Below are 24373 nucleotides of genomic sequence, written 5' to 3'. Positions count from 1 at the left end.
AAATTAGTAGACACAAATCATTATGTTGCGCTATACAGAATGTATCGAGAGGATGGTTTAGTATTGTATGCCTTTAACAGTAGAAAACAGAAAAACACAACTTAATTCAACAGTTGATCCAAAGATAAAAGCTGCCGTCAAAGAATTAGCTAAAAAAGAAAATCGAAATGTCAGCAACCTTGTTGAATATGCATTGAAACTCTATTTAGAGCAACACGCATCATAGGATTTTCAGCTTTTTGAGTTTCCGGCTTAGCCCAACAAAATCGAGACGGATCGCCACACGTGAGTAAATAAAAAACCAGCCCTTCAGTTGGCGCTGTCAGGCTGGTAATTCAAATTATTTACTGTATTTATGTGCAAAATTTACGATTTTTGGAATTTAGAAGCCAGCAGCTTCAAAGGGTAAGACCAAAGCCTATAAGGAGGCTGTTCAGATGTCTTTGTTCACCAAATTCTCGCTACTAAGGAGTAGCAAGATATGGCTTTACTAGAACCAAAACTTACTAAGGAGTAGCAAGATATGGCTTTACTAGAACCAAAACTTACTAAGGAGTAGCAAGATATGGCTTTACTAGAACCAAAACTTACTAAGGAGTAGCAAGATATGGCTTTACTAGAACCAAAACTTACTAAGGAGTAGCAAGACATGGCTTTACTAGAAGATAGCGCATTTCATAATAATGATGCAAGTGGTGGTCAAAAATCTTCAGAAAATGACCTATCCACCAGTAAGGATGAGTGCTTCGACCATCCAGCTATACCAGACTCAACAGCTACAAGTCTTAATATAGAAGAGTTATACACCCCTCAAACAATAGAAAAGACAGTTTTTTGGCTATTATCTCTGGGATTATCCCCAATGCCGGAAAACCCCAAAGAATGTCTAGAGCAACTTGGTACAAAGGACGGGAAACAACCTTGCTGGAAAGATTATCAGGGTGTTGTACGTTCTGTTTCTTGGAAACAATGGCAAGGTAAACAACCACCAGAGGGGGTACTGGTTAAGTGGTTTGCATACAGTTCTGGTGTAGGTGCGTTATTGGGCTGGAATGGGCAGCATTACATTACGCGAATAGATTTTGATTACGGGCCAGAACCAGAGAAGTTATTCAAAACCGAAGAACAGATGTTAGAGGCTGTAAACATCTGGCTGGAAAACTACCCTCAGATAAGAAATACATTAGCAATGCGTTCTCCTTCTGGGGGGCTTGGGTTTTTTGTGGCGCTTACCAAAAAGAACGAATGGACTGCATTCACTCTTGACCCCGAAAGTAATCTTAAATGCGGAGAATTCTTGCACAGCAACGGGCAGCATACTTTATTGCCGCCTACTGTTGGGGTTAATGGAAAGCCATACGAATGGATTCAATTCGCTGATTATCCAATAGTGGTTGATGGTTCCCCAGAAGATATAGGGCTATACCCGACAGCAAGAAAATACAAGAAGAAAGAGAGTAAGGTAGTTACCCCAAGACCAGCAGCCAAAAGAATTTCTACAAAAGAACTGACTTTAGAGGAAGTAGTTCGGCTTGGCAACAGAAAAGCAAGCAAAGTACTCGACGGTGAATCAGTTGAGGTTGGCGATCGCTCACATGCCTTAACTCTATTAGCTAGTGAGTGTAAAGGCTGGGAGAACTGGCTTAAATCAAAAAGAATTGAGTATAGTGGCACGACAGAGGAATTAGCAGAGGAAGCTTGGGGAAAATTCCCAGATAGCGAGGATGACCCAGATAAATGGGAACGAATTCTGGGAACAATTTCAGACGATTGTGTACCAACTGCCTATCACGAAGAAGGTGATAGTGGATGCTGGAAAGTCATCAGAGCAACTAAAAAGGTTAAATCTCAGGATATTCTACAAGAAGACGAGGAAATAGACGAAATCAAATCAAATCTCTCTGAGTTATTTGGTTACAGGGATAGCAGGATAAATCTTTTTGAGATTCTCCCGGAACCACTAGCTAGGTTGGTGGTTGCAAGAGCTGATGCAATGCCGACATCACCAGAGCATCTTTTGACTACATTAATCCCCACTGCTGGCTCTCGTTTTGGGTTAGCAAAAATCGAAATCTGTAGAGAAGCTGGCTTTATCCAACCAGCAATATATAGAACTGCATCTGTGATGCCATCAGGTAGGCTAAAAACTCCTACCTCGCAGCAGATAATAAGCCCACTTCAGAAGCTAGAATCAGCAGCTTATGAGGAGTGGAAAGTTGCAGATGAAGCCTACAAATTGAGTTTAGAGCAGTGGGAGTCCCTAGATAAAAGAGATAGAGGTAAAAAACCACAACCACCAGGGGGGAGGAGGAGATATATAGTTTCTGACTACACATTTGAAGCGTTGAAAGACATCATAGCCTCAAGTGAACGTAAATCACTACTGGAAAATCGAGATGAGCTTTCTGGAAAATTCACCAGCCGAAACCAATATAAGGGTGGTAAGGGGGATGACGCCCAACAGGATTTACAACTGTTTGACGGTACGCCTATATGCAGTGACCGCAGAAAGGAAAGCATTTACATAGATGAACATGCTGTATCGGTTACTGGTGGCATCCAAGATGATGTGCTGAAAAAGTTGATGGGTGATCACACAGATATCTCAGGGGAATTCGCAAGATTCTTATGGTGTCTAGTCACTCCACCAGTTCCTTATCTAGATTTACAACATGCGGATAAATATGCGGACAGTCTGCATTTGTCCAATCATCTACAAAAGCTTTATGTACAACTGGGTAGCGTTGCCCCGAAAGTGTACAAGCTAAGTGCCGACAGCAAACCTATCTATGAGCTGGCCTCTAATGTATTGACCGACTTACTAATAAAAGAACCACACGAAGGTGTTAGGGCAAGTTTATCGAAGCTGAGAACCTACTTAGCGCGTCTTACTCTGTGGTGTCACATCATCAATGAAATAGGTTCCGGCGATACCAACATCCCCGAATATATCCAACCAGTGAACGTTATAAGAGCCATAAAGCTGGTTTGGTTCTATTTGGGACAGGTCAGACTACTCTATGCTCTAAACAGCCCACAAGAGGAATTAACAGGCGACTTGCTGAAGATTCAAGAGAAAGCTTTATCCACCAGTGGGGGGGTAACTATAAGAGAGCTTCAGAAATATATTCGTTCTCTCAGAGATAAACCTAATGAAGAAATACTCACTATGCTTCACCAGCTAGAAGGCAGTGGTTATGGATACATAGTTAAAGCTGGAAAATCAACTAAATATGTAACTGCCGACAAGTGCCGACGAATTGCCGACGAATTGCCGACATCCTCTATAGAGGAATTATTAGCTCAAAGTACTACTACTGGTGGATTATTTAATAAAAATAATTCAACTGCCGACAATGCCGACAGTTTTTCAAGCTTTGACGAAAATCTTGAATCTGGTATAACAGGCGACTCGATTTTAGAAAATCAAAAAAGTACCCCTGTCGGCAGTGAAAATGTCGGCGATTCTCCTGAAGCCCTTGTAAATCAAGAGGTTGAGATGTCGGCACTTGAGAAAAATATGTCGGCGATGTCGGCACTTGAAGATGAACCACCAATAACAGTGGTGGATAGTGCTGGGGTAGGAATATCCGTAGGCGATAGAGTCTCTATGTTTAATATGATGCTCAGGGAATATAGCTGTTCTGGGGAGATAGTAAATTTCCGGATGGATAAAGCTGGTTCAAGAGTAGTCGGGGCGATTGTAAGGGTGTGTCCTACTGGATTCAATCCGAATAATGAACCAAAAGAAATCTTCGTGGCAATTCATTTATTGAAGAAATTAAATAAAGTCAATTTTTGAGGGGGAACATATGCAATACGGATTGATTGCTGGAGAACGTACAAAAGCGTATCCAGGTGGTAAAGCTGTCTGCCCTACATGTGGGGAGGAGTTAGTAGCTAAATGTGGCTCGATAAAGATTTGGCATTGGTCACATAAGTCAGATTCTGATTGTGATAAGTGGTCAGAAGGTGAAACAGAATGGCACTTAGGATGGAAAAATATGTTTCCAAAAGAACTGCAAGAAGTAGTTATCAAAAAGGGAGATGTTATCCACAGAGCGGATGTTTGTATACCTACTTGGGATGGTAAGCAGTTCGTAGTAGAGTTACAGCATTCTCCTATCTCTCCTGAAGAAATTAAAGAAAGGGAAGAATTTTATGAGGATATGGTGTGGATTTTTGATGCTCAAGATTTTGCCGATAATTTTAAGATTACCGACAAAGGGGAATATCAATCTTTCTATTGGCGATATCCACGTAAAAGTTTGATGACGACCACGAAACCTACATTATTTCACCTACCCGACACTGTTATCCATCATCGGCATTCAGTAGACGTCCCCCCATACAATTACGAAAAATGGGGTACTTGGGATGAGTATTCTACCTACGTAAAAGAGAATTTATGTGATTTAAAGATATTAGATAATGGTCAGCGTATATGGGTTGTTAAACATACAGTAGTATCAACTACTTATCAAGATAATGTCTTTTATATCCAAAAGCACTACGACAGTGGTAAAGAAGGTAATTTTAAAACGGGTTGGGGTTATTTAGATTGTTCTGGTGATGTTGTTTCATATCTGCTTTCAAAGATGGATAAGCCTAGATTTTTTAAGAGTTTGGATAGACAAACTAATAAAAACCCCATAACTTGTGTTTGATTCTAGTGTTCCACAGTATTCTACGTTAGCAACCTCTACAATGTCCTAAGCGATTCTAGAGGGTGTAGGTACAACAGTTGCACATAATGCAACCACATACGTCCAGCCCAGAATAGACGCCTTCCTGGCGATTGTAGAGGGGGTATAGTTGATAATTCATTGTAGGTATTGAGAAATTTTTAGCTGGAGAACACATCTGATTAACCAGCTTTAGCTATCTGTAACCTCAAGGCTAAAGCGGCAGTAGTAGATGTTTTCACTAGTAGTTTCTACCTAGAGCAATTTCCTCTAAGTGTTTATGCTTATCCAGCTTTAGCTATTTGTTCACCCAAGGCTAAAGCGGCAGAGTCAATTGGAATATAGTGTTTATTTTTATTTCTTTTGAACACCCAGCTTGTAGTTTCACCGGAAGCATAAGTTAGGATAGTCAGTCGAGAGTTTCCTCTCTCATAAGTTTTGGAACATCCAGCATCTTGAATTAATTTCATTGTAGTAACAGTAGTACGGTATTACTACTTATGATATCCCGGCGATAGGCTAGACCCCTCAAGCGTATTGCTGGGATGTTTTCTATTCCAGTCAGTTCTGAGTTAGTAGTAGGTACTCCGGAGTGGTTCAATAAGGCTATAGAGATTATTGAGTACACAGAGAAATCACTACCTGATTGGAGAGTTACGGTTGGTCAAGAATTCATTAAGGTTAGAGAATCTCTACCTTATGGTGAGTTCGGAAAATGGATTGAGAAAAACATAAAGAAATCAAGGAGGTCTGTTTATTACTATATTGAGTGTGCTGAGAAACCAGTTGTGCAATCAATTGCACAACCTCCAGAACCTTTGCCAGATAAAGGCTCTGAGCATTCATCAGTATATCGCTCTGCTGAGGAGGTATCAAATAATTCTAGAATTCTACCTCTACCTACTGCCAAACAAGCTATGGAAAGGGTAGAGAGGGGTGAAACTAAAGCGCAAAAACCTGGTTCTTCTTTAGCTAATATATCTTTTACTGTTCCAGTAGAGGATAAAGCTTTAGCAGAAGAATACCTCAAAGGATTTGAAGAACCAATAAAATTAACAGATCAAATGAGAGAATTATTTTCTCAATGGTTACATGATGTTGGTTTGAAATCTTGATTGCATACATACAAAAGCCCTAGTTATCCTACTAATGATTATCCAGCTTTGATGACTAGGTATAAACTCATCCGCCAAATCGGCGGGAGTAATTATGCTCAGCAGAGTTACTGCTCAGTACATATAATGTTTTCTATAACACGACGGTAGGTGATACCCTCGGTGCTAATCAGCTTAAAGCTGGAATCATTTGTGGTTGCATAGAATGCAACTGTTACTATATATCTACGGTTGTGGTTCGGTAGTAGTTTCCGAGCATATGAAATGAGTTTTTAATAATTTCTTAATATTTAAAGCTGGTGAGTACATCTACTACTCTTCATCTCTGTTCTTTCCAGCTTTAAGCAAGCTCAGCAGTACATTGCATAAATTTTTTAGATGACTTTCATATAAACAACCTCAGCTATATCCCCCATATGGCATGTATGCAGACATCTTACATACATTTAAATATTTCCAGCTTTGGGGCAGCTATACTCATCTGACCAAAGCGGAATAATTTAGTTGTAATAGCTGGCAGGCATGCTATTGCAGAGTTCAAGAATACGGTCGATTACTTGAAAACGTTAATTAATTGACATTATTACAACATACTACATATAAGCAATCTCAGCAGCTGAATTCACTGATATACATATGAATCACAATGATTACAGAGAATATCCATATGCAACTAATTGCATATAGACTCGCAACTTCATAACAATAAAAGTTGATATATTAATATGCCCTAGTAGGGGATACATGAGAGATATATGTGCAGTGAGAGTTTCCAGCTTATCCCTATGGATATNTAGAAGGATAAGCGGATAAATAGGATTAATCATAGATTTTTGTCTATGGATAAAGCTGAAAATCAATGACTGGCAGCATTAAAGGTAAAACACTAGTGATGATAGGATATCCAGCAGCTAGACTGTTAATAGTTAATTAACTAATATTAAGAGATGGCATATCAAGACAATACGACTGGTGGATGTAGGGAAAGCAGAATTTCAGCGATATTGCCGGATGATGACGATGACGAAACACTAGAGGGTGTTTGGATAGAGCCAGCTCAGGGTAAATCATCTGCGGAGCCTGAGCAGTTAGATTATGGCTACGTTCCAGTTGTACTGGGGTACAACCACAGTAAAACACCAAATCAACTGTTAGCTGACCTCTATGAGAAAACAGGAGAATCACCTCTGCTTCCCAGCACACCAGCATTGCCGGTGAAAGCAGATGGGTCTAGACATTTAAGAAGTCCAGCGCAAGTACTGAGAAGCTTTCAAATCAAACTTGGCGATGGTAGTGAATCAATATTTCCTAATCGAAGTGATTTTGAAATAGTCAGCTATCGCGGTCAACGCATGACTGTTGCCGAGGCTAGATATCTCCATAAACAGGAATTGGATAACAACCAGCAGATGAAGACCTTATTAAATCCTCGAAAACAGCAGCTTCAGGAAGTAAAAGCTAAATCAATAGAGGAAAGCAGCCAGACCAAGAGTAATGCATCAGCTAATCAGTGGTTAAGGGGATTTGAGAATTTATCACCAGAACAATTAGAACAAATTGTGGTTGTGTTATCCCAAAAGATTGAAACCTTGAAGCTGGAGGGTCGTGCAGATGTGTCCTAGCACAAAGATGTTCTCTTCTGATGAACCACCAAAAGTTAAAGTCGAAATGACTTCTACTAGGTTTGACCTACCCGACTATCTACATTCGGCAATAGTTAATAGTGTTGAGAAATCAGAGGCTTGGTCAAATTACAAAATTCAGAAGATGCGTCGAGATGATTTCAGTGAAACTGATTTCATGCGCGCCTCATCAACAGCATTGAGGAAACAACAATTAATTGGTGAACAACTAACTAAAATTCTGCAAGAGTTAGTGGATGATGTTTCTTCTTTAAACCCAGCCAAACCGGGTGAACGTCTACACAGAAACGAATGGTATAGCTACCACGAAAACCACCACTACAATGTCATCATTAATGGTTTTGATGCAGATGGTAATGTTCAATCAAAACAGCCCAGCATAAGGGTTACGCGAACTTTTTTGAGAAAGTACATAGATTTTCCGGATAATTTAACATCCCAAACACCAATAAAACCTGGTGGTTTAAATTCAATTCACCAGAATAGAACACACGTATTGCTGGACATCCCTATGGAATTGTGTTCTCAAATCAACGCGATCGCAAATGACTTCCAGCTTACGCCTAGTGATGTTTGTTCACAGGCGGTAGAGCGGCATTTTAAGAAGCAAGAGCTAACAAAAGAACCTGTACAGGTTGAAAATCCTAATACATCTCGACTTATGTCAGCATTTGACAGATACGAACGAAATATAGAGGAGCTGAAGTGGAGGAAAACAAAATAATGTCTGAACAATTAGATAATACTGCCGCTATTTCCAGCACTACTATAGGTGCGGCTGGAGGGGCATATGAGACCGATGATAGTGGTGAGCGTGTCTTCGTAACCCAAGGTGAGTTAGATAGGCTGGAAGGTCAAAATAAACCCTGGTACGCAGATAAATTAGATGAGATACGAAGTGAAATTTCTGATGACCCTAACACCAAATATCTCAATGCAAAACCTATTGTGGTGGATGATGGCACTATTTTTTATCCCGCTACTGGAGAATATCAAATACATGACCCAAATAAGGTCAGTGAACATACTTGGACAATCTTGCAAGGCATAGAGAAACACCAGCTTAAGGCAGAGTTGGGCATGAATCCTAATAGGTATGATGAATACCAAGCGGCTCAGGTATTATCTGGTGAAGTCATAACTCCAGCAGAGATGGGATACGACCAGAGAGCGGCATACCAGTTAATTCAATCAGCAAAGAGAGACCCTAAATTCCTTGAGTATTTAGAAAACGTCACGGCTGAGGAGCTTGACCAAGTAAAACAATCATTTACAGAGGAACAACATAAGTGGTTTGGCAATGCAGCTAGACAATTTGGCGCGCATGTGGATGGTGGTTTAGTTGATAAAGCAGGATTAATTGCAGCGATCGCACACTATAAATTATTTCCAGAGTCTCGACAGCAACAGATGCAAGGGATGCATCCACAACAAGCTCAATCGAATCAGCAATACCCGACTACTGTTTATGAGAAAGAACGATATCTCTCTAGTCAGTGGGGTGTTAGGAGAGATGATGTTCATCGTAGGGTAAATATCATTTCTGAACTGGCAGCTTTGGCTGGCAAATCATTAGAACAAATTAGTTTACCTGAAGCTGTCCAACTTTGGAATAACTACGAACGTGGTGGATATAACTCTCAACTGCAACAATTAAATAGAAGGGATTTAATGTATTAGTTATGGCTACCAAGTAATGTTTTCTGGGGGAAAACATGACCACATTTGACAGAATTGATAATAAATGGGCTATCAATCAACCACCACCAAGAGATAGAGACTTTGTTGATATCAAGAGATTATCCACAAGCTGGAAACTCAGATATCCTACTGTGGTTGATGTTCATAGCTCTGTGGCTGGGAGTGTTAGTGAGTTTAGTGTTTAGGTTAGGAATTATGGCTGACTTTTCTGTTTACATGGAAAACAATGAAGATGTTGTTTATGAAGGAGAAATCGCTAAAATAACAAGACTCTGGGATACGAATAAACTACAAACATCTGGCATTGATTATTGGGGTTATCGTCAGCTTTTGGACGAAGAACAAGAGAAAAGATTAACAGCAAAATCTTTTAAAAATAATTCACCACCTATGCGTCCACATCAGGAAGTAGAACCACAAATGAGTGACCAGCAGAGGCGAGCAGTAAGACGAATTTTGGAGTAAATATATGGCTCAACCAGTAGTAACTATTCAAGATACCTTAGCCCTACAAAATAAGGCTATACTCTTCTTTAATCGCAATCAATATAAATCCCAATATCGGTATTTTGGTAGCGGTACAGCAAACGTAACTGATTCCGAAATGTTCATTGATGGTATCTCCGGACAGAGACTAATCCCACCAACTGAATGTGCTGTATTCATACGTTTTGATTATGCGATCTACGACTATGAAGCTACCAAATATAATGGTGGTACTCTTGCCGCTGTATATGGTGTAAACGCTTCTGGAACTGTGAGTGAAGCTGGTGCTGATACTGGTACACCTGCTGTTTTTGGTACTGCTACACCTAACACCTCTGTTAACCTACATACAGATGGTACGGCAATATTCCCCCGATTTACTATTACAAACAACAGTGATTCAACTATTGAGGGATTGATGACAGTAGTTGTTGCAACTAACCCAGAATCTAATTTTGGTTCAGTAGTTTAATTGTGGATGCACCTCGTGCATTGTGGTGGTAATGACGCTAGTCGTTACGGTGGGTATAGGTATAAATTTTGTTTGACAGGAGATAAACAAATGCCTAAGAAAAAAAAGAAAATCAAAGGGGAAAGCTAGAGTAACACCTAAAACCGACCAGCTTAAGGCTAGACAAGCTGCTTTGGATGCTACATATGGTAAAGGTGCTGTTAAATTGCCATGAAAAGATTAGGAACAAAAACAAATATTCTTGGTTTCAAAGGTAAATAAAGCCGGATGATTTAATCGTTATCATCTGGCTATTTTTGACACTCTGATTGCATTTACCTTTTTATTCAGATGATATCTCGGCAATGGGAATATCAGTTAGTTCTATAAATCCTGTTTCATCATTGAATCTCCAGCAATACTCTTCACCTTTTTCTCTACAAACACCATCAATGAATTGATTGAATCCATCATCTGGAAGCATTCGTTTCTTTCTGAAAGTACTGTAATTTATATCAAAACGTTCAGCAAAATCCTTCAGGATAAGCTGGGTGTCTGACAGAGATTGTTTTGGTTGTGGATGCGTATGACGCGTCTGTGGTTTATGAGATTTCAGTTGCTCTAACTGTTCTTTCAGGCGGATAATTTCTTGCTCTTTAGCTGTAATTACCTCATTTAATCTCTGTACCTCAGCTTTTAACCGCTTTACCACCTCAGCAATTGGTGCATACTCTTCATGAACTGCGGCGGAAGATTTCTCTTTATTCTCAATAAGAGAACGATTTTCCGTTGTTTCAGAGATTTCTCGATCTTCGTTGTCAAAATACGCAACTTGCGTAAATTGAGAATTACCACTAGTAATTGAGAATAAATTAACATCAACTACAGCATCAGATGCTGGTAACTCTTGTTGTGGTACTAAATCCGTTGGATTTGTACGCAGCTGGGGTTCCTCTATAACCTCTACGTCTTGGATATCTTCTGTTGCGTTTCCATAGGAGAACGCATCTGGCAAATGCGACACGGTGTCGTTTTTGTTAGATTCTTTTCGATGTCCAGCCAAAGCCCTGGTGATGGACTTAATGCCCAAAGATTTTTCTTTTTCAGCAAACTCAGCAATCAGAGTGCGGTTGTTAGCACAGTCCATATATCGCTGAGCAGTACGAATTGTAAACTTAAAGCTGCCTTTCCTGAATAACTTACCCCATTCTCCATGAGGGCATTGAGATTTAATTACGTTGAGAATATCCCCTAATCGAATGCACTCAGACCATGTTGTTTCTTTGAGACTCTGAATTGTTTCAAAGTTACCTTCAATAGAATCATTCAAGTGATTAGCTTCCACGATTAAGCTTTCTATAGAGCGATCGCTGAATGGCTGCACTGTGTGTAACTGCGCTAACGCATCATCTCTTGGTACTGGCACGATATTACTTTGCTCTACAATCACCTCATTATCGATAGTACCTCGTGTAATTTGACCCGTAATAGCATCTTGGATTAACATCAGTCACCTTCCTTCTTAGCTGCAAATTCAATAGCTGCCTTCATCCCACCACCTCTAATTGCCATCTCCAAAGCCTCAGAACGTGTGACTCCCAAAGTATCTGCAACCTCATCAATCATTTGTGATGCATCGTCTGTAATCGTGAATTGGTAGGGCTTTTTGTGTTGCCCATACTTCATAGGCGCTGATTTCTTTGGTCTAGGCATTGCAATAGTACTCATCATTTCTCCCCCTAGACTACCTCTATCATTATACCTCTATATCATGATATAAACATATCTTAAGAAATATAACAACATACCCACAAACCATTATATGTGGATATCATGGAATAGTGAGGATTGAATGCTGGATGCAGAGATGAGAGAGTCCAGCACCAATCTAGAGAAGCGAGATGTTATATGGACGAGCAATTAGTACACATTCCTGAAGATGTACGCCACGAGTTTGAAGTTGATATTGAAGGGAAAGTATTTGCAAAAAGCAGAAATGCCGTAGCTAGAATTTCAGGCGTTAGCAAAGATGCTCTTGTAAATGCGTCAGGACGAGGATTGCTACAAAGACTACTGGAAAACAAAAACATTCCAGAATCATTGAAACCATTTGCTGGTCAGGATTACACCCAGGAAACCAAAATCCCAGACTTCGTTGTTGCTGGTATTGTGAAATACTACGCATGAGAGTCTGAATACGCCAATGAGGTAGCTAGAAAATTAGACTTGGCAATGTCCGCAATTGGATATAGAGCTTATTTCCAGCGAGAACTACAATGGCAACCTCCAGCAACACATCTTTATAAATTACCGCAGTCATATAGTGAAGCTTTGAGGATGTTAGCCGATGAAACTGAAGCTCATGCCAAGACTAAAGGTGAACTAGAAGAAGCTCAGCCCAAAATTATCTTGGCAGAAGATTTCATTGAGAAAGTGGGATTAACTAGCTTTACTCAGTTTACAAATGACTTGAATATACCTCGCAATAAGTTCGTTCAGTGGTTAGTAGATAAGGGCTACTGTACACGCTCTAAGTCCAAAAGAAAGTACGTAAGGGCTTATTCTCAATACCGAAAATACATACTTCTAAAGCCGGTAACAATCACAATAGACGACAAAACAGAAGTAGTTCCTAGCACCTACTAACCCTACATGACTTCATTAGGTGTTGAGTTCTTCACTAATAAATTGAGGAATCCAGAAGTAAGAGAAGAAATTCATCAAACCAAAGTAGGTCGCTGGATAACTCAAGTACCTGTCTCATAGTCGCTAATCCAGAGCAGGGTGGTGTTTGGTATATGTGCGGATGGGAGCGATACCTGATTATCTTCCGAAAAGATGTAAGTGAAGGTAAGGCGATTATGAAAATAGATGACACGCGGTCTTATTACTACGTTTATGACCGAAAAACTGAAGAATATATCCGATTCAGTTCTACAGAAAGCAGCTTTGAGATTACTAAAGACCCAGCTCAAGCAACACATTATTACTTAGGACATGGTGGATTGAAAGAGTTGAAAGAGCAAATCCAAAGACTTGGTATAGAAAAACGATTCAAAATTTACCGGGTAATAGATAACCAAATTCACGAAAGAGTGCGATAAAAATTTGAGTTCTAAGGCGGAGTTGTGGCTGCACTATGTGCGGCGGTGGTAGTGAGGAGTTTTCATCTGATGAGTATAAACTCACCCGCAAAATTAGCGGGGTGGTGATATGAAAAATTTATTTCTATTGTTCGACGAAAAGGATTTGTTAATAATTGCTATCTGCTGCCAAATTTCTTGGAAAGAAGTTGTCAATAAATGCATAGGTGCAGATGGCAAGCTAAACCTTGATTTGGTTCGTGGTTACTTAATGGCAAAGCTGGAGGCAAGACAATGAGATCTCTAAGAGAATCATTACAAGCAGATGGTCATACTATGCGCGAGGTTCGAGAATTTTTAGAAAGAATTTATGAACAACTTGAACTTTTCAAGGATGAACACCCAGCCACATATCACTACTTAACCGAGATAACATCACCATCTGAAAATTTCTTTGACCAAGCATTGATGAAATTATCATTAGCCTTGGATTTATTAGGAGAAGAGGGAAGACAATCACGAGTTTGGGAGTGGCAGGAAGATGGACATGCTTTTGATAGGGATGATTCTAGGGACGTTAATCTACGCGGTATTGCATAGGTTTCTAGTAGGTGTTTGGTAGAGAAAACCCCCAGCCTAACCAGTTGTAAATCTATCGATTTTCAACCACTACCAAAGCTGGGGAGTAACCAATGAAAAACAAGAGGAATGCGTATGTTTGAATCTGCTACTGATGCACATAGTGCATCCACTAACAATATACCATTACGTTTAATCGGCTACGGTCGTGCATCCACAGCAAAACAATCAATTACCAAAGATGTGCAGCTTGAGGGTATAACCAGATATTGTGAACTTTATGGACATCACCTTGTAGATTTCTTCTATGACGCAGCCAAAAGCGGTAAATCCAAACAGAATCGAGGTGAATTACTCAAAGCACTGGAACTACTCGAAGCTGGAAAAGCAAATGGAATCATCATTTACAAACTCGATAGACTTACACGATCGCCAAAAGATTTATTTGAGCTTGTAGAGAACTATTTCAAAACGTATACCTTGATTTCTGTTTGTGACCAAATAGATACCCACAGTGCGAATGGACGTTTAGTGATAAACATCCTAATGGCTGTGGCTAACTGGGAAAGGGAAATCATCGTTGAGAGAACTTTGGATGCTTTGGAGACTAAAAAAGCCAAAGGGCAGCATATAGGTAGGGTAGGTATAGGCTACACAAAAACTAAAGCTGGAAAGCTAGAGAAGACACCTCTATATGACATTTTGGTGGATGTTTATCGACGCTGGAATAATGGCTCTACATTGCAGGAATTAGCTACTGAATTAAATCAAAAAGGTATCCAGACTGCCACTAAAAAACCCTGGCATCCACAGAATCTATGGTTTGTTTTGAAGAAAATTGAGAATGAACTAATGAGTTTAGGATTAGTGGGCTGATAACCAAATAATCAAAATAAATACCCTAGTAACCTCTCGGCACTTAGGGTGTTTTCTTATATAGGTTCAAGGTTAATAATTAACTGAGTTCCTTCTATTTTACCAGCTTGAACTTCATTTTAGTATCCAGGTGTTTCCTAGCTAGATAGTAAACACCTCTATACCATTAATTCACCATTCGTTTACTTTTATTAACTAGTTGGCATACAAACAATAGTTACGCTAGTAATTAATTTGTAGACTATTAATAACTATAGGCGGTGATAAAAAAACTGCATGGAAACAGCTAAAAAAGATGCTCTAAAACAAAAATTAGAGAGTTTAGATGTGACTGACTTCCCCAGACAACTAAGTAAAACCAAGTTTGCAAAGATGTTAGGGGTAACTAGGAAGACTCTGATGGAATACCACGACATAGTAAATGTAGTAATTCCAGAGTTTAAACAGCAATACCCAATAATTAACGATGAGGTAGACACACACTATCATCTGAACCAATACCAACAATGGGTGCTATGGAAAGTAATCAAAACTGCTATGGACACCCCTAGATGTTATCTAAGGAAACAGTTGATAACTGACCCTAGACAAAAAGCCGATTTATCCTATCGTGCATTCAGCAGAGAATTAAATCAAAGTAGGAGGACTGTTTATGCAAGTTAACGATTATGCCCTAAGCAGAGGGTTATCTCCGGAATTAGTAAAAGAAACGATCTCTGCTTTCAAAATTGTAGTTAATAGTGAATTAACCCAAGAGCAAATAAATACATTGGATGGTCATCTTAAACATTCAATTAGCAGTCATTCTTTAGCCCTACAAGGCACTCAAAACTCCATAGAGGTACAACCAGCCGTGGATGCATCTCATGCATCTGTAAATGACTTTAGTGCCGAGGAATTGGATGTTTTAACTAGGATTGATGACGCCAAACTAATAGAAATTCTAAGGGTCAGAGGGACATTAAACGCACAAACCTTTGAACAAATAGAAACGGAAAGCTGGAAACAAGCTCAGCAGAATGTGGCGAAAGTAAGAGCTAAATTCACAAAACAAATGGTGGATGATTTGGAAAATTCCTTTCGCTATGCAAGAGGAGATGGTTTTACATCGGAAGTACAGAAGGCACTCGATGAAGACCCCTACATACAGAGAATTAGGAAACAAGCTCAAGAGTTGGGCATTACCATCTAGTTTCATCTGCATTGCTGGACTAGCAGCTTTATGCTTTATTGTTTGGCGTTGGTCATTCGTCCCAAAAGCAGAGGAATACCGGAGACTAAGTAGTCAGGTAGAACAATTACAGAAGGAACTAGAAAAATCAGAATCTGAAATCATATGGCTGCAATCAGACGTAAATAAACGAGAACAGGAGGTTAGACAATTGAAATGCCAGCTTAAACGGAGATTCCCCACAATTCGAGATTTCCTTGGGCTGAGGAATGCAGATGAATGTAGCTACGAGGAGATTTGATGGCTGAAGAGTAAATTTTTATTTCAATAGCACTAGCCTCTACCTCTGAGAGCTTACACTCAATTCGGTAGTTATTTACTTTTACTTGTTTGTGGTCATCAATCGGAGCGGCGGGATTTGAACCCACGACCTCCACTACCCCAAAGTGGCGCGCTACCAAGCTGCGCTACGCCCCGGCAACCTTTTTATAATAACACGAATTCGGTAATAAACAATAGTTAATCTAAAAAACCTTAAGCATCCCAGCAGCTTGTAGCAAACCTGGAACAGCGGATGCACTCCATTTGCCTTCTGCACAACGACTCGTATTTAAGATAAAGCGCAGACTGTAGGCATGGGGATAACCTTCTACTTCCATCCATAGTAAATCGCTTTCGGCTTCACAGGCGATTTTTTCTTCGTCCATTAATTCCGAAGCAAGTTGCTGCATTGTGTCTGCTAGTTGCAACAGTAGCCGACAAAAATCATTTAATTCTGCTTCTGTTAACTCGATCGCCCAATCATCTGTACCCACTAAACCTTTATATTCTGGTGCAGATGGGTTCCAACCAATACGCCAACCAGATCCACTTTTAACGACACGTTCCATAATTTAGTTAGTGGTTAGTGGTTAGTAGTTAGTAGTTTAGTTTTACCCACTATCCACTAACTACTATCTACTAACTATTTCTCACTAAAACCGTTAACTAACGCTTGAATTAACGCATCTCGCTGGCGGCGGTTAAGACGGCGAATGGCTGCGCGATCGCCTTCAAAGGGATTTTGCCGTAATGTATCATTTCCTGGATAGGATGTGTCATACATCAGTTCATTTGCATCTAGGTAATCAGCTAAAGTCAATTTCCAATCAAATCGATAATTTGGCGGACGTCCTTTAACATAAACGTGATACCTAATCATGCGACTGACTAAGGTATTGTTTTCGGCTACTTTCCCGGTTTCTTTACTTATATATTGATTTTCCTTTGGTAGGTCTGGCAATTGTTTGTACACCTGTTGCCAAACTTCCGTTGATCCTACTCTTTGAGCGTAGGCAGGTTGGGTAGAGAGTAAACTGGTGGGGATTAATTGGCTTTGACTAAAATCCCACAACAATACACCCAACACTAAGATCCCCCCAACCCCCCTTGGAAAAGGGGGAGTGAAGAGTGCCTGCCAAGGCTTGAGCATAGATTGTAAGAACAGTAAATTTTTGCTCATTCTACTTGGCAAATTGTACTTTTTATACTTCTCCAATAATTTCTGGTTGAGTCAGTTCATCCGACATCTCAATAATTGCTCTTAGTACTGGTTTCATCATGGCATCATCGCTACTCTCAAAGTCTTCGTAACGCCGACGCTTGGCACGATTTGCCACTTGAACCGTAATGCGATAGCGATTTGAGGCTGCACTAATCAGATCCTCAGCACGGTGCATAATTTGGGATTGGGTCGTCTCGAACTTAGAACGCTTTAGCATATTTACTGGTTCTTTGGGTCTTTTTTAGTTTAGCAGCATCATTAGTTAGTGGTTAGTGGTTAGTGGTTAGTGGTTAGTTGTTAGTTGTTGATTTTTTACTACTATCCACTATCCACTATCTACTATCCACTATCCGCTAACCAACACCTAAAATACAACCAGTGCGTGAAGGAAGGTTTAAACTTAAGGACTTGATCTCTCCCTCAGTGTGCCATTCAACCTCAGCACTGCCATATAAAAGCTTGTTGGGTTGGGTATGCAAATTGATTGTGTCTATGTTTGCTTTTGCCGATGCAGTACCAGAGTTAACGGCTATCACTAATTCCTCTTTGTCTAAAGTGCGTGCAAAAACGTAAAGTTCTCCTTGGGAATATAAGACTTGGTAATCACCCGTACGTAAACAAGGGTAGGTGTGGCGGAGGGCAATTAATTGGCGGTGAGTATCGAGAATTTCTCGATCCCAACTGGCTTCTAAAGGAAAGCCACGACGGGAGTCTGGATCGAGACGACCGGGTAAACCCACTTCATCACCATAATAAATACTGGGCGCACCAGGAAAGGTGAGTAGCAGTAGAGTTGCTAATTCCACACTAGCGCGAGCCTCCTGCGGAGGAGCTTCGCTAACGCCCCCAGCAATACTAATCAACCGTGCTGTATCGTGACTCGCTAGTAAATTTAATTGCGTCAGTTGAATTTCCCAAGGGTAAAGTTGCAGTAATTCCTGCATTTTAGCAGCGTACTCAGCAGCAAACAAAGGCGGGTAGGGATGATAGGAACGTCCTTGGACTTGTTCCATATCTACGCGATCGCCTGCGGTAAATGCGATCGTTGGCGCGGCAAATAAATAATTCATCACGCCGTCAAATTGCGTACCATCCAACCACTCGCGAGAATCTCCCCAAACTTCGCCCACAATATAAGCATCAGGATTAATGGCTTTGACACGCTGGCGAAACTCCTGCCAAAAACCGGGAGTTGTAATTTCAAACGGCACATCTAAACGCCAACCATCAATGCCAAATTTAATCCAAAATTCGGCAATTTCCATGATGTATTCCCTGACTTCTGGGTTGTCATGGTTAAATACTGGTAGCGCTCGATTGTCAGCCCAACTCTTGTAGTTGGCGGGAAATTCGCCATTGTAAGGAGAAAGAGGCCAGCCTTCAATTTTGAACCAATCAACCCAAGGCGAGTGGGGGCCATTTTCCAAAACATCGTGGAAAAAGAAAAAGCCACGACTGGAATGATTAAATACTCCATCTAAAACGACTTTAATATTGCGGGCGTGGGCTGCATCTAGCAATTCCTGAAAAGCCGGATTGCCCCCCAACATGGGATCAACCTGATAATAATCGTGGGTATGGTAGCGGTGATTGCTGGCAGATTGAAAGATAGGTGTAAAGTAAATGGCGTTAATTCCCAAATCCTGTATGTAATCTAGCTGTTCGAGAACACCCCACAAATCCCCTCCCTTGTAACCTTGGAGTGTAGGCATAGCGTCCCAGTCTTCCCAACTAGCATTACGCAACAGTCGTTTGCGTGGTTGCTTGCTTCTAGCGAAGCGATCGGGAAAAATTTGATAGAAAACAGCGTGCTTAACCCAGTCTGGTGTGTGAATCTGCATGAATTGCTCTTTATTTCTCCATCGCGATCGTTGCAGATAGGAGGTTACTTGCGTCTCACACTTGTGGTAGAAAATTTAATCAATAGTCAATAGTCATTGGTCATTAGTCATTTGTACTCTAGTTATCAGGTTCAACCTGATAAAGAGATACCGGCGATCGCACCTGCATAAAGATAGCGATCGCCTCAAATAGGATCGGAATAAAATTGATCTGTCGCAATTTCATAACAAGCTGTCGTTAGATCTCAACAAGTTGTCCTTAGATCTCAACAAGCTGTCGTTAGATCACAACAAGTTGTCCTTAGATCACAACAAGCTGTCGTTACGACACGATAATTTGATCCATCTGCTCGAACGCTTAACGCTAAATTACACTAGAAGTACGGTAAGGCGCTTGAAATCTAGAACAGAGGAAACATCCAACGAAAACGCTAAAACCGCGTAGTATCATCAATAGTTAAGAAAGAGCGAACGCACCTGCAAAAGTTGGCGATCGCCCTAACTGGAAAGCAAGTCATCTTTAATAATTTCCTACTCCCCCATCTCCCCATCTCCCCACCTCCGGTTCTCCCCATCTCCCCATCCCCCATCCTTTCCCTAAAACTGCTTCCCTCGAAACAGTATTTCCTTCTCCAGGTTGCTTAGAATTAACTGCTATCACCTAATTTTTCTTTAGCTAAAGCTCAACTAGTTAGCAATTTTGGCAATGTCTGGTGACTGATTGTTTTGTGTCTGTGCATACCAATGATGTTACTGACTGGTTGTTAACTCAAGTTAATAAACTTGAGCGATGACTTCCGTATGGCTTAACGTAAGGTATGCAATGGTGCGCTGCACACACTCCTCTACCCAAGCTGAGAAATATAAAGGCAAAATAGGAGAGTTAAGATCTAAGCCTGATTGACTACCTCAAATCAACGTTATTTATTTCCCGGAGATCTAGATAGTGAATACCTTTGCGGAGAAAATTAGCAGCATCATTACAATTGGTTTTGACCAAACAACTCAGCTTTGTGTAGCAAAAAACATCATTTTTTCTGCCAGATTACCCTACTCTTAGGGGAAGGTACCTATTTTTTGTCAACTCAATAGTCGTTTTTGTCTAGCAATTCTCTATACAATCAATTGCTGGGGCGATATGGTTGCAGTACCCTTGGGAGGTTTTCGATGGATTGGATTAGCTTACTCAAAGCTCAACAAGCTGATTTCCTTCAACGGGTGAAAAAACCAAAGACTCATGACGTATCTTTGCTGGAAAGTCAAGTCAAAGGTTGCCACACTGAAATTATGCCATTTTGGGGCGAAGCACTGGAAAAACTGATGGAAACTGCTCGTCAACAAGCAGAAATTATTGCCAAAAATCCGCCTCCTACACCACCCGAATATCCTGAATTTTCGGAATGGACAATACCCTTTCCGACGTACTTTCAGCAGCAAGCAGAAGATTATATTTTACGAGAGCAAATTGTTGAACAAGTCATGCATCAACGTCTGGGCAAGAGGATTCATAGAATGCCACAAGACGCTGTCAAAAATATGGTATTAGATGATGAGGGAAATTTACGCGGTGAAAGCAAATTTCCTTATTTACTTGTTGATAAACCCAAGGTTAGTATTCTAGTTTGCGTTGCAGATGGCGAAAGTTTTAATAGTCTTAAAAAAGATAAGATTAAGTGGTCTGTGACTCAAGAGGATTTGAAAAATAACCAACTATTGATTTTTTTATCTTTGTTTTATCCATTTACTGGCACCAGAGGTTACGAAAAACAAGCAATAATTACTGGCTTTTTACCTACAAATCAACTTGAATTTAGTGAACCAAAAATTTACATTACTGCCAGCAGTTTATTATATGCGGGTGGACTGAGTTGGTATTTGGAAACAGGAATTAGCAAACAAAATGCACTGCCATTGTTTGATGAAATAATGGTTCCAGAACAAACTCAAACTGTACCACCAGAGCATCCCCTTAAGGAGATAATCGGAGATTGGGAGTGCTGGCAAACATTGAAAGGGCACACTAGAGGGATTAACTGTCTTGCTTTCTGTCCCGGAAGTAACAACGATTCCATCTCTGTGTTGGTAGCTAGTGGGAGTCGTGGAGAGACAAAGTTATGGGATTTGACGAAGGGAGAGTTAGTTGGTACTTTATCAGAGCATCCTTGGATGTTGTCTGGATTAGTAGATGAAGTAAATGCCCTAGCTTTTAGTCCAGATGGGCAGACTTTGGTAAGTGGTGGTGCAGACTCTACGATCAAAATGTGGCATGTAGGCGCACAAGATTTGATAGATATCCTGCACAAACATAATGGCATGGTGCGCTGTGTTGCTTTCACTCCCGATGGACGGATGTTAGCAACGGGAGGAGATGACAGAAAAATTTTGTTTTGGGATTTGATGCAACGCCAGGTAACTGTTGCCCTTTCTTTAGATGATACTGCTGCTCATTCTTTGGCTTTGAGCCAAGATGGGCAAATTTTGGTTACAGGCAGTTACCGCAAAATTAAGGTGTGGCAAGTTTGCCAACAACCAGGAGGTAAACCTCCACATGCTGAGTTATTGCATACTCTCACAGGCCATGCTCATATTGTGCGATCGCTAGCGATGAGTGTTGATGGCAAAATTCTTGTCAGTGGCAGTCGGGATAAGACTATCAAAATTTGGCAATTAGAAACAGGGGAATTGCTGCATACCCTGAAAGGACACAGAGATGGAGTATATGCGATCGCCCTTTCTCCCGATGGGCAAACTGTCGCTAGTGGCAGCGCAGATAAAACTATTAAATTATGGCATCTACAAACAGGTGAATTGCTGGCTACATTTACAGGTCATACTCACACTGTTACGGCAGTAGCATTTACTGCTTCTGGGGAAATTTTGGTGAGTGGAAGTTTGGATAAGACGATTAAAATTTGGCAACGGAGTTAATATTATTTTGGGCGTTGCTGAATCATGCGGATGAATTTACAATTCACGGGTATGTAGAGACGTAGCAATGCTACGTCTGGTCAAGGATTTGGCTACCAGGAAAGTTTCAATCCCTAATAGGGATTAGTAAAAGTTTCAACTTGGTCAGAATCAAGCTTTATTTCAACACTAAATGTTTCAATCCCTAATAGGGATTAGTAAAAGTTTCAACATAGAACAAATCAAGAATTCCCAGGATGTTGTGTTCTCAAGTTTCAATCCCTAATAGGGATTAGTAAAAGTTTCAACGAGGAGGTTTTCTACTTTCGCCCAGTAGGTACTGTTTCAATCCCTAATAGGGATTAGTAAAAGTTTCAACAACAACTTCTGCTTTCTCTTTACTTTCTAACCACGTTTTGTTTCAATCCCTAATAGGGATTAGTAAAAGTTTCAACTATTTAATAATTTAGAACGTAAATTAGATGTAGTAAGTTTCAATCCCTAATAGGGATTAGTAAAAGTTTCAACCAGAGAAGCACTAGATAGAAACCTAAGTGTACTACTGTTTCAATCCCTAATAGGGATTAGTAAAAGTTTCAACGATTTACATTTATTATTGGTTGTTTTTGATTTTCTGTTTCAATCCCTAATAGGGATTAGTAAAAGTTTCAACGAATTCGGAATTCAGAGTTCAGAGTTAACTCTGGTTTCAATCCCTAATAGGGATTAGTAAAAGTTTCAACGATGCCGGATTTGGTCAATTCTTCAACATCCTTGAACAGTTTCAATCCCTAATAGGGATTAGTAAAAGTTTCAACAAGATTATAAAATATCGTCTCAAAGTGGATTTAGGTTTCAATCCCTAATAGGGATTAGTAAAAGTTTCAACGCGATGATTAAGGTATTCGGGGTACAGTCTCTTGTGTGTTTCAATCCCTAATAGGGATTAGTAAAAGTTTCAACGTATATGGGCTACCTATAGGTAGCCTGAATGATAAGTTTCAATCCCTAATAGGGATTAGTAAAAGTTTCAACCCGATTACACGCTTAATGGCTTCAAGAAGAAACTCTTGTTTCAATCCCTAATAGGGATTAGTAAAAGTTTCAACTCTTGGACTGGGCTATTCCGCCCATCCCAGGGGTTGTTTCAATCCCTAATAGGGATTAGTAAAAGTTTCAACAAAGTATTTAATGATTTCCTATTGCCCATTCACGCGTTTCAATCCCTAATAGGGATTAGTAAAAGTTTCAACTCTTGTCGATAATTTCAATTATGCTGCTGGCTTGGATGGTTTCAATCCCTAATAGGGATTAGTAAAAGTTTCAACCCTGGGCGGGCACTACAGGCACTGTAACACTATCTGTGGATGTTTCAATCCCTAATAGGGATTAGTAAAAGTTTCAACTTCGGCGAGTGAGCCACATTGCCCCAAATGTGTTTCAATCCCTAATAGGGATTAGTAAAAGTTTCAACGAGAAGCGATACTGGGCTAGTGATTCGTCTAGTGTTTCAATCCCTAATAGGGATTAGTAAAAGTTTCAACGCCCTAACCACGCTCCCATGCTCCCACGTTCCTATTGTTTCAATCCCTAATAGGGATTAGTAAAAGTTTCAACTAATCAAGATTTGCATTGGTGTAAGCGTTGGAAGTTTCAATCCCTAATAGGGATTAGTAAAAGTTTCAACCGGCGACCGTTGACACATACTCTGAATCGCTCAGGTTTCAATCCCTAATAGGGATTAGTAAAAGTTTCAACATACATAAGTCTACCCCTAGAGCCGCCATATACTTGTTTCAATCCCTAATAGGGATTAGTAAAAGTTTCAACAGTCAGCCTCCGGTATTCCTAGTTCACCCTCTAAGGTTTCAATCCCTAATAGGGATTAGTAAAAGTTTCAACTATACTTAGAAAAAGTCACTCAGATTCTTATGAAGCGTTTCAATCCCTAATAGGGATTAGTAAAAGTTTCAACAAGGTAGCCTCAAGGCTATCGTGGATGACTACAAGTCGGGTAAGCTGTTTCAATCCCTAATAGGGATTAGTAAAAGTTTCAACGCCCCTAGGGATAAACCAGTCATCCCTTGTATCTCGTTTCAATCCCTAATAGGGATTAGTAAAAGTTTCAACCAGTGAAGCAGATTGGCTTTACGCCCTACATGCTGTTTCAATCCCTAATAGGGATTAGTAAAAGTTTCAACGCTACTGGAGGTGGTGCCCTTAATGCAGCGATAGCGGGTTTCAATCCCTAATAGGGATTAGTAAAAGTTTCAACCTCTATTACTTACCTTT

Annotated in this window: 27 protein-coding genes, 1 tRNA gene and 1 CRISPR repeat array (1 of these 29 running past the window's edge); of the genes, 19 read left to right on the top strand and 9 right to left on the bottom strand. The window is 40.2% G+C overall.

Features of this window, described 5'->3' with window-relative positions; translation table 11 throughout:
• Nucleotides 1–67: 67 nt before the first annotated feature.
• The 3 genes from FIS9605_RS41335 (at nt 68) to FIS9605_RS40045 (ending at nt 4667) form a co-directional block, all read left to right on the top strand.
• On the top strand, nt 68–226 hold the full coding sequence (locus tag FIS9605_RS41335) for a ribbon-helix-helix domain-containing protein (protein ID WP_072032430.1): 159 nt from the start codon (nt 68–70) through the stop codon (nt 224–226).
• Nucleotides 227–649: 423 nt separating this feature from the next.
• Nucleotides 650–3802 (top strand): DUF3987 domain-containing protein, encoded by a 3153-nt coding sequence (locus tag FIS9605_RS0128915; protein ID WP_026735688.1) that lies wholly within the window; start codon nt 650–652, stop codon nt 3800–3802.
• A gap of 10 nt (nt 3803–3812) precedes the next feature.
• Nucleotides 3813–4667 carry a competence protein CoiA gene (locus tag FIS9605_RS40045; RefSeq protein ID WP_051470173.1) on the top strand — a complete coding sequence of 285 codons (855 nt, stop codon included), beginning with the start codon at nt 3813–3815 and terminating at the stop codon, nt 4665–4667.
• Between the two features lie 302 nt (nt 4668–4969).
• Here FIS9605_RS40045 and FIS9605_RS0128905 read toward each other — a convergent pair whose 3' ends face one another.
• Nucleotides 4970–5155, bottom strand: a complete 186-nt coding sequence (locus FIS9605_RS0128905) for a hypothetical protein (protein ID WP_026735687.1) — start codon at nt 5153–5155, stop codon at nt 4970–4972.
• Between the two features lie 75 nt (nt 5156–5230).
• Between FIS9605_RS0128905 and FIS9605_RS0128900 the strand changes: the two genes are divergently transcribed.
• The 6 genes from FIS9605_RS0128900 (at nt 5231) to FIS9605_RS0128875 (ending at nt 10102) form a co-directional block, all read left to right on the top strand.
• Nucleotides 5231–5800, top strand: coding sequence for a DUF3102 domain-containing protein (locus FIS9605_RS0128900; RefSeq protein WP_026735686.1), 570 nt, complete (start codon nt 5231–5233; stop codon nt 5798–5800).
• Nucleotides 5801–6747: 947 nt separating this feature from the next.
• A complete protein-coding gene (locus FIS9605_RS0128895) occupies nt 6748–7422 on the top strand; it encodes a hypothetical protein (RefSeq protein WP_026735685.1) in 675 nt (224 codons plus the stop codon).
• On the top strand, nt 7412–8167 hold the full coding sequence (locus tag FIS9605_RS0128890; RefSeq protein ID WP_026735684.1) for a hypothetical protein: 756 nt from the start codon (nt 7412–7414) through the stop codon (nt 8165–8167). The genes FIS9605_RS0128895 and FIS9605_RS0128890 overlap by 11 nt, the downstream gene beginning before the upstream one ends.
• A complete protein-coding gene (locus FIS9605_RS0128885; protein ID WP_026735683.1) occupies nt 8167–9123 on the top strand; it encodes a hypothetical protein in 957 nt (318 codons plus the stop codon). The genes FIS9605_RS0128890 and FIS9605_RS0128885 overlap by 1 nt, the downstream gene beginning before the upstream one ends.
• Nucleotides 9124–9168: 45 nt before the next feature.
• A complete protein-coding gene (locus FIS9605_RS0128880; RefSeq protein ID WP_442854734.1) occupies nt 9169–9609 on the top strand; it encodes a hypothetical protein in 441 nt (146 codons plus the stop codon).
• Nucleotides 9610–9613: 4 nt separating this feature from the next.
• Nucleotides 9614–10102: a hypothetical protein gene (locus FIS9605_RS0128875; RefSeq protein ID WP_026731329.1), complete on the top strand. Its 489-nt coding sequence runs from the start codon at nt 9614–9616 to the stop codon at nt 10100–10102.
• A gap of 322 nt (nt 10103–10424) precedes the next feature.
• Here the strand turns inward: FIS9605_RS0128875 and FIS9605_RS0128870 are convergent, their stop codons facing one another.
• Nucleotides 10425–11588 (bottom strand): hypothetical protein, encoded by a 1164-nt coding sequence (locus FIS9605_RS0128870; RefSeq protein WP_026735682.1) that lies wholly within the window; start codon nt 11586–11588, stop codon nt 10425–10427.
• Nucleotides 11588–11812, bottom strand: coding sequence for a hypothetical protein (locus tag FIS9605_RS38545; protein WP_155960561.1), 225 nt, complete (start codon nt 11810–11812; stop codon nt 11588–11590). Before FIS9605_RS38545 ends, FIS9605_RS0128870 begins: the two co-directional genes overlap by 1 nt.
• Nucleotides 11813–11989: 177 nt before the next feature.
• Here FIS9605_RS38545 and FIS9605_RS0128860 point away from each other — a divergent pair, with 177 nt between their 5' ends.
• From FIS9605_RS0128860 to FIS9605_RS43210, 9 genes are all read left to right on the top strand, one after another.
• On the top strand, nt 11990–12268 hold the full coding sequence (locus FIS9605_RS0128860) for a hypothetical protein (protein WP_026735681.1): 279 nt from the start codon (nt 11990–11992) through the stop codon (nt 12266–12268).
• A gap of 45 nt (nt 12269–12313) precedes the next feature.
• Nucleotides 12314–12727 (top strand): phage antirepressor KilAC domain-containing protein, encoded by a 414-nt coding sequence (locus FIS9605_RS0128855; RefSeq protein ID WP_026735680.1) that lies wholly within the window; start codon nt 12314–12316, stop codon nt 12725–12727.
• A gap of 215 nt (nt 12728–12942) precedes the next feature.
• Nucleotides 12943–13185 carry a hypothetical protein gene (locus FIS9605_RS0128850; RefSeq protein WP_197036163.1) on the top strand — a complete coding sequence of 81 codons (243 nt, stop codon included), beginning with the start codon at nt 12943–12945 and terminating at the stop codon, nt 13183–13185.
• Between the two features lie 109 nt (nt 13186–13294).
• Nucleotides 13295–13462: a hypothetical protein gene (locus FIS9605_RS43215; RefSeq protein ID WP_155960349.1), complete on the top strand. Its 168-nt coding sequence runs from the start codon at nt 13295–13297 to the stop codon at nt 13460–13462.
• Nucleotides 13459–13764 (top strand): hypothetical protein, encoded by a 306-nt coding sequence (locus tag FIS9605_RS0128840; RefSeq protein WP_026735678.1) that lies wholly within the window; start codon nt 13459–13461, stop codon nt 13762–13764. Before FIS9605_RS43215 ends, FIS9605_RS0128840 begins: the two co-directional genes overlap by 4 nt.
• 114 nt (nt 13765–13878) lie before the next feature.
• Entirely contained in the window at nt 13879–14619 is a 741-nt protein-coding gene (locus FIS9605_RS0128835) for a recombinase family protein (protein ID WP_051470172.1), read from the top strand.
• Nucleotides 14620–14895: 276 nt separating this feature from the next.
• Nucleotides 14896–15282 carry a hypothetical protein gene (locus FIS9605_RS0128830; RefSeq protein ID WP_026735676.1) on the top strand — a complete coding sequence of 129 codons (387 nt, stop codon included), beginning with the start codon at nt 14896–14898 and terminating at the stop codon, nt 15280–15282.
• Nucleotides 15272–15811, top strand: coding sequence for a hypothetical protein (locus tag FIS9605_RS0128825; RefSeq protein ID WP_026735675.1), 540 nt, complete (start codon nt 15272–15274; stop codon nt 15809–15811). The genes FIS9605_RS0128830 and FIS9605_RS0128825 overlap by 11 nt, the downstream gene beginning before the upstream one ends.
• The gene (locus FIS9605_RS43210; RefSeq protein ID WP_155960560.1) at nt 15750–16091 is read left to right on the top strand and encodes a hypothetical protein; all 342 of its coding nucleotides are present in this window, start codon (nt 15750–15752) and stop codon (nt 16089–16091) included. The genes FIS9605_RS0128825 and FIS9605_RS43210 overlap by 62 nt, the downstream gene beginning before the upstream one ends.
• Before the next feature lie 102 nt (nt 16092–16193).
• On the opposite strand, the gene FIS9605_RS0128815 is transcribed toward FIS9605_RS43210, so the two are convergent.
• From FIS9605_RS0128815 to FIS9605_RS43205, 6 genes are all read right to left on the bottom strand, one after another.
• Nucleotides 16194–16267: transfer RNA gene (locus tag FIS9605_RS0128815), tRNA-Pro, on the bottom strand.
• A gap of 47 nt (nt 16268–16314) precedes the next feature.
• The gene (locus FIS9605_RS0128810) at nt 16315–16680 is read right to left on the bottom strand and encodes a DUF1818 family protein (RefSeq protein ID WP_026735673.1); all 366 of its coding nucleotides are present in this window, start codon (nt 16678–16680) and stop codon (nt 16315–16317) included.
• Between the two features lie 74 nt (nt 16681–16754).
• Nucleotides 16755–17261 (bottom strand): hypothetical protein, encoded by a 507-nt coding sequence (locus FIS9605_RS0128805; protein WP_197036169.1) that lies wholly within the window; start codon nt 17259–17261, stop codon nt 16755–16757.
• Between the two features lie 52 nt (nt 17262–17313).
• On the bottom strand, nt 17314–17550 hold the full coding sequence (locus FIS9605_RS0128800) for a DNA-directed RNA polymerase subunit omega (protein WP_026735671.1): 237 nt from the start codon (nt 17548–17550) through the stop codon (nt 17314–17316).
• A gap of 136 nt (nt 17551–17686) precedes the next feature.
• Nucleotides 17687–19174: a glycoside hydrolase family 13 protein gene (locus tag FIS9605_RS0128795; RefSeq protein WP_026735670.1), complete on the bottom strand. Its 1488-nt coding sequence runs from the start codon at nt 19172–19174 to the stop codon at nt 17687–17689.
• A gap of 520 nt (nt 19175–19694) precedes the next feature.
• Nucleotides 19695–19835, bottom strand: coding sequence for a hypothetical protein (locus FIS9605_RS43205; protein WP_155960559.1), 141 nt, complete (start codon nt 19833–19835; stop codon nt 19695–19697).
• A 506-nt stretch (nt 19836–20341) separates the two neighbouring features.
• Between FIS9605_RS43205 and FIS9605_RS0128785 the strand changes: the two genes are divergently transcribed.
• Nucleotides 20342–22102 carry a WD40 repeat domain-containing protein gene (locus FIS9605_RS0128785; RefSeq protein ID WP_026735669.1) on the top strand — a complete coding sequence of 587 codons (1761 nt, stop codon included), beginning with the start codon at nt 20342–20344 and terminating at the stop codon, nt 22100–22102.
• A gap of 103 nt (nt 22103–22205) precedes the next feature.
• Nucleotides 22206–24373: direct repeats of the CRISPR family, unit length 37 nt; unit sequence GTTTCAATCCCTAATAGGGATTAGTAAAAGTTTCAAC; it runs 196 nt beyond the window's last position.

The sequence above is a fragment of the Fischerella sp. PCC 9605 genome, assembly GCF_000517105.1.
GTDB lineage: Bacteria > Cyanobacteriota > Cyanobacteriia > Cyanobacteriales > Nostocaceae > PCC9605.
This window is presented reverse-complemented; position numbering and strand designations above follow the sequence as displayed.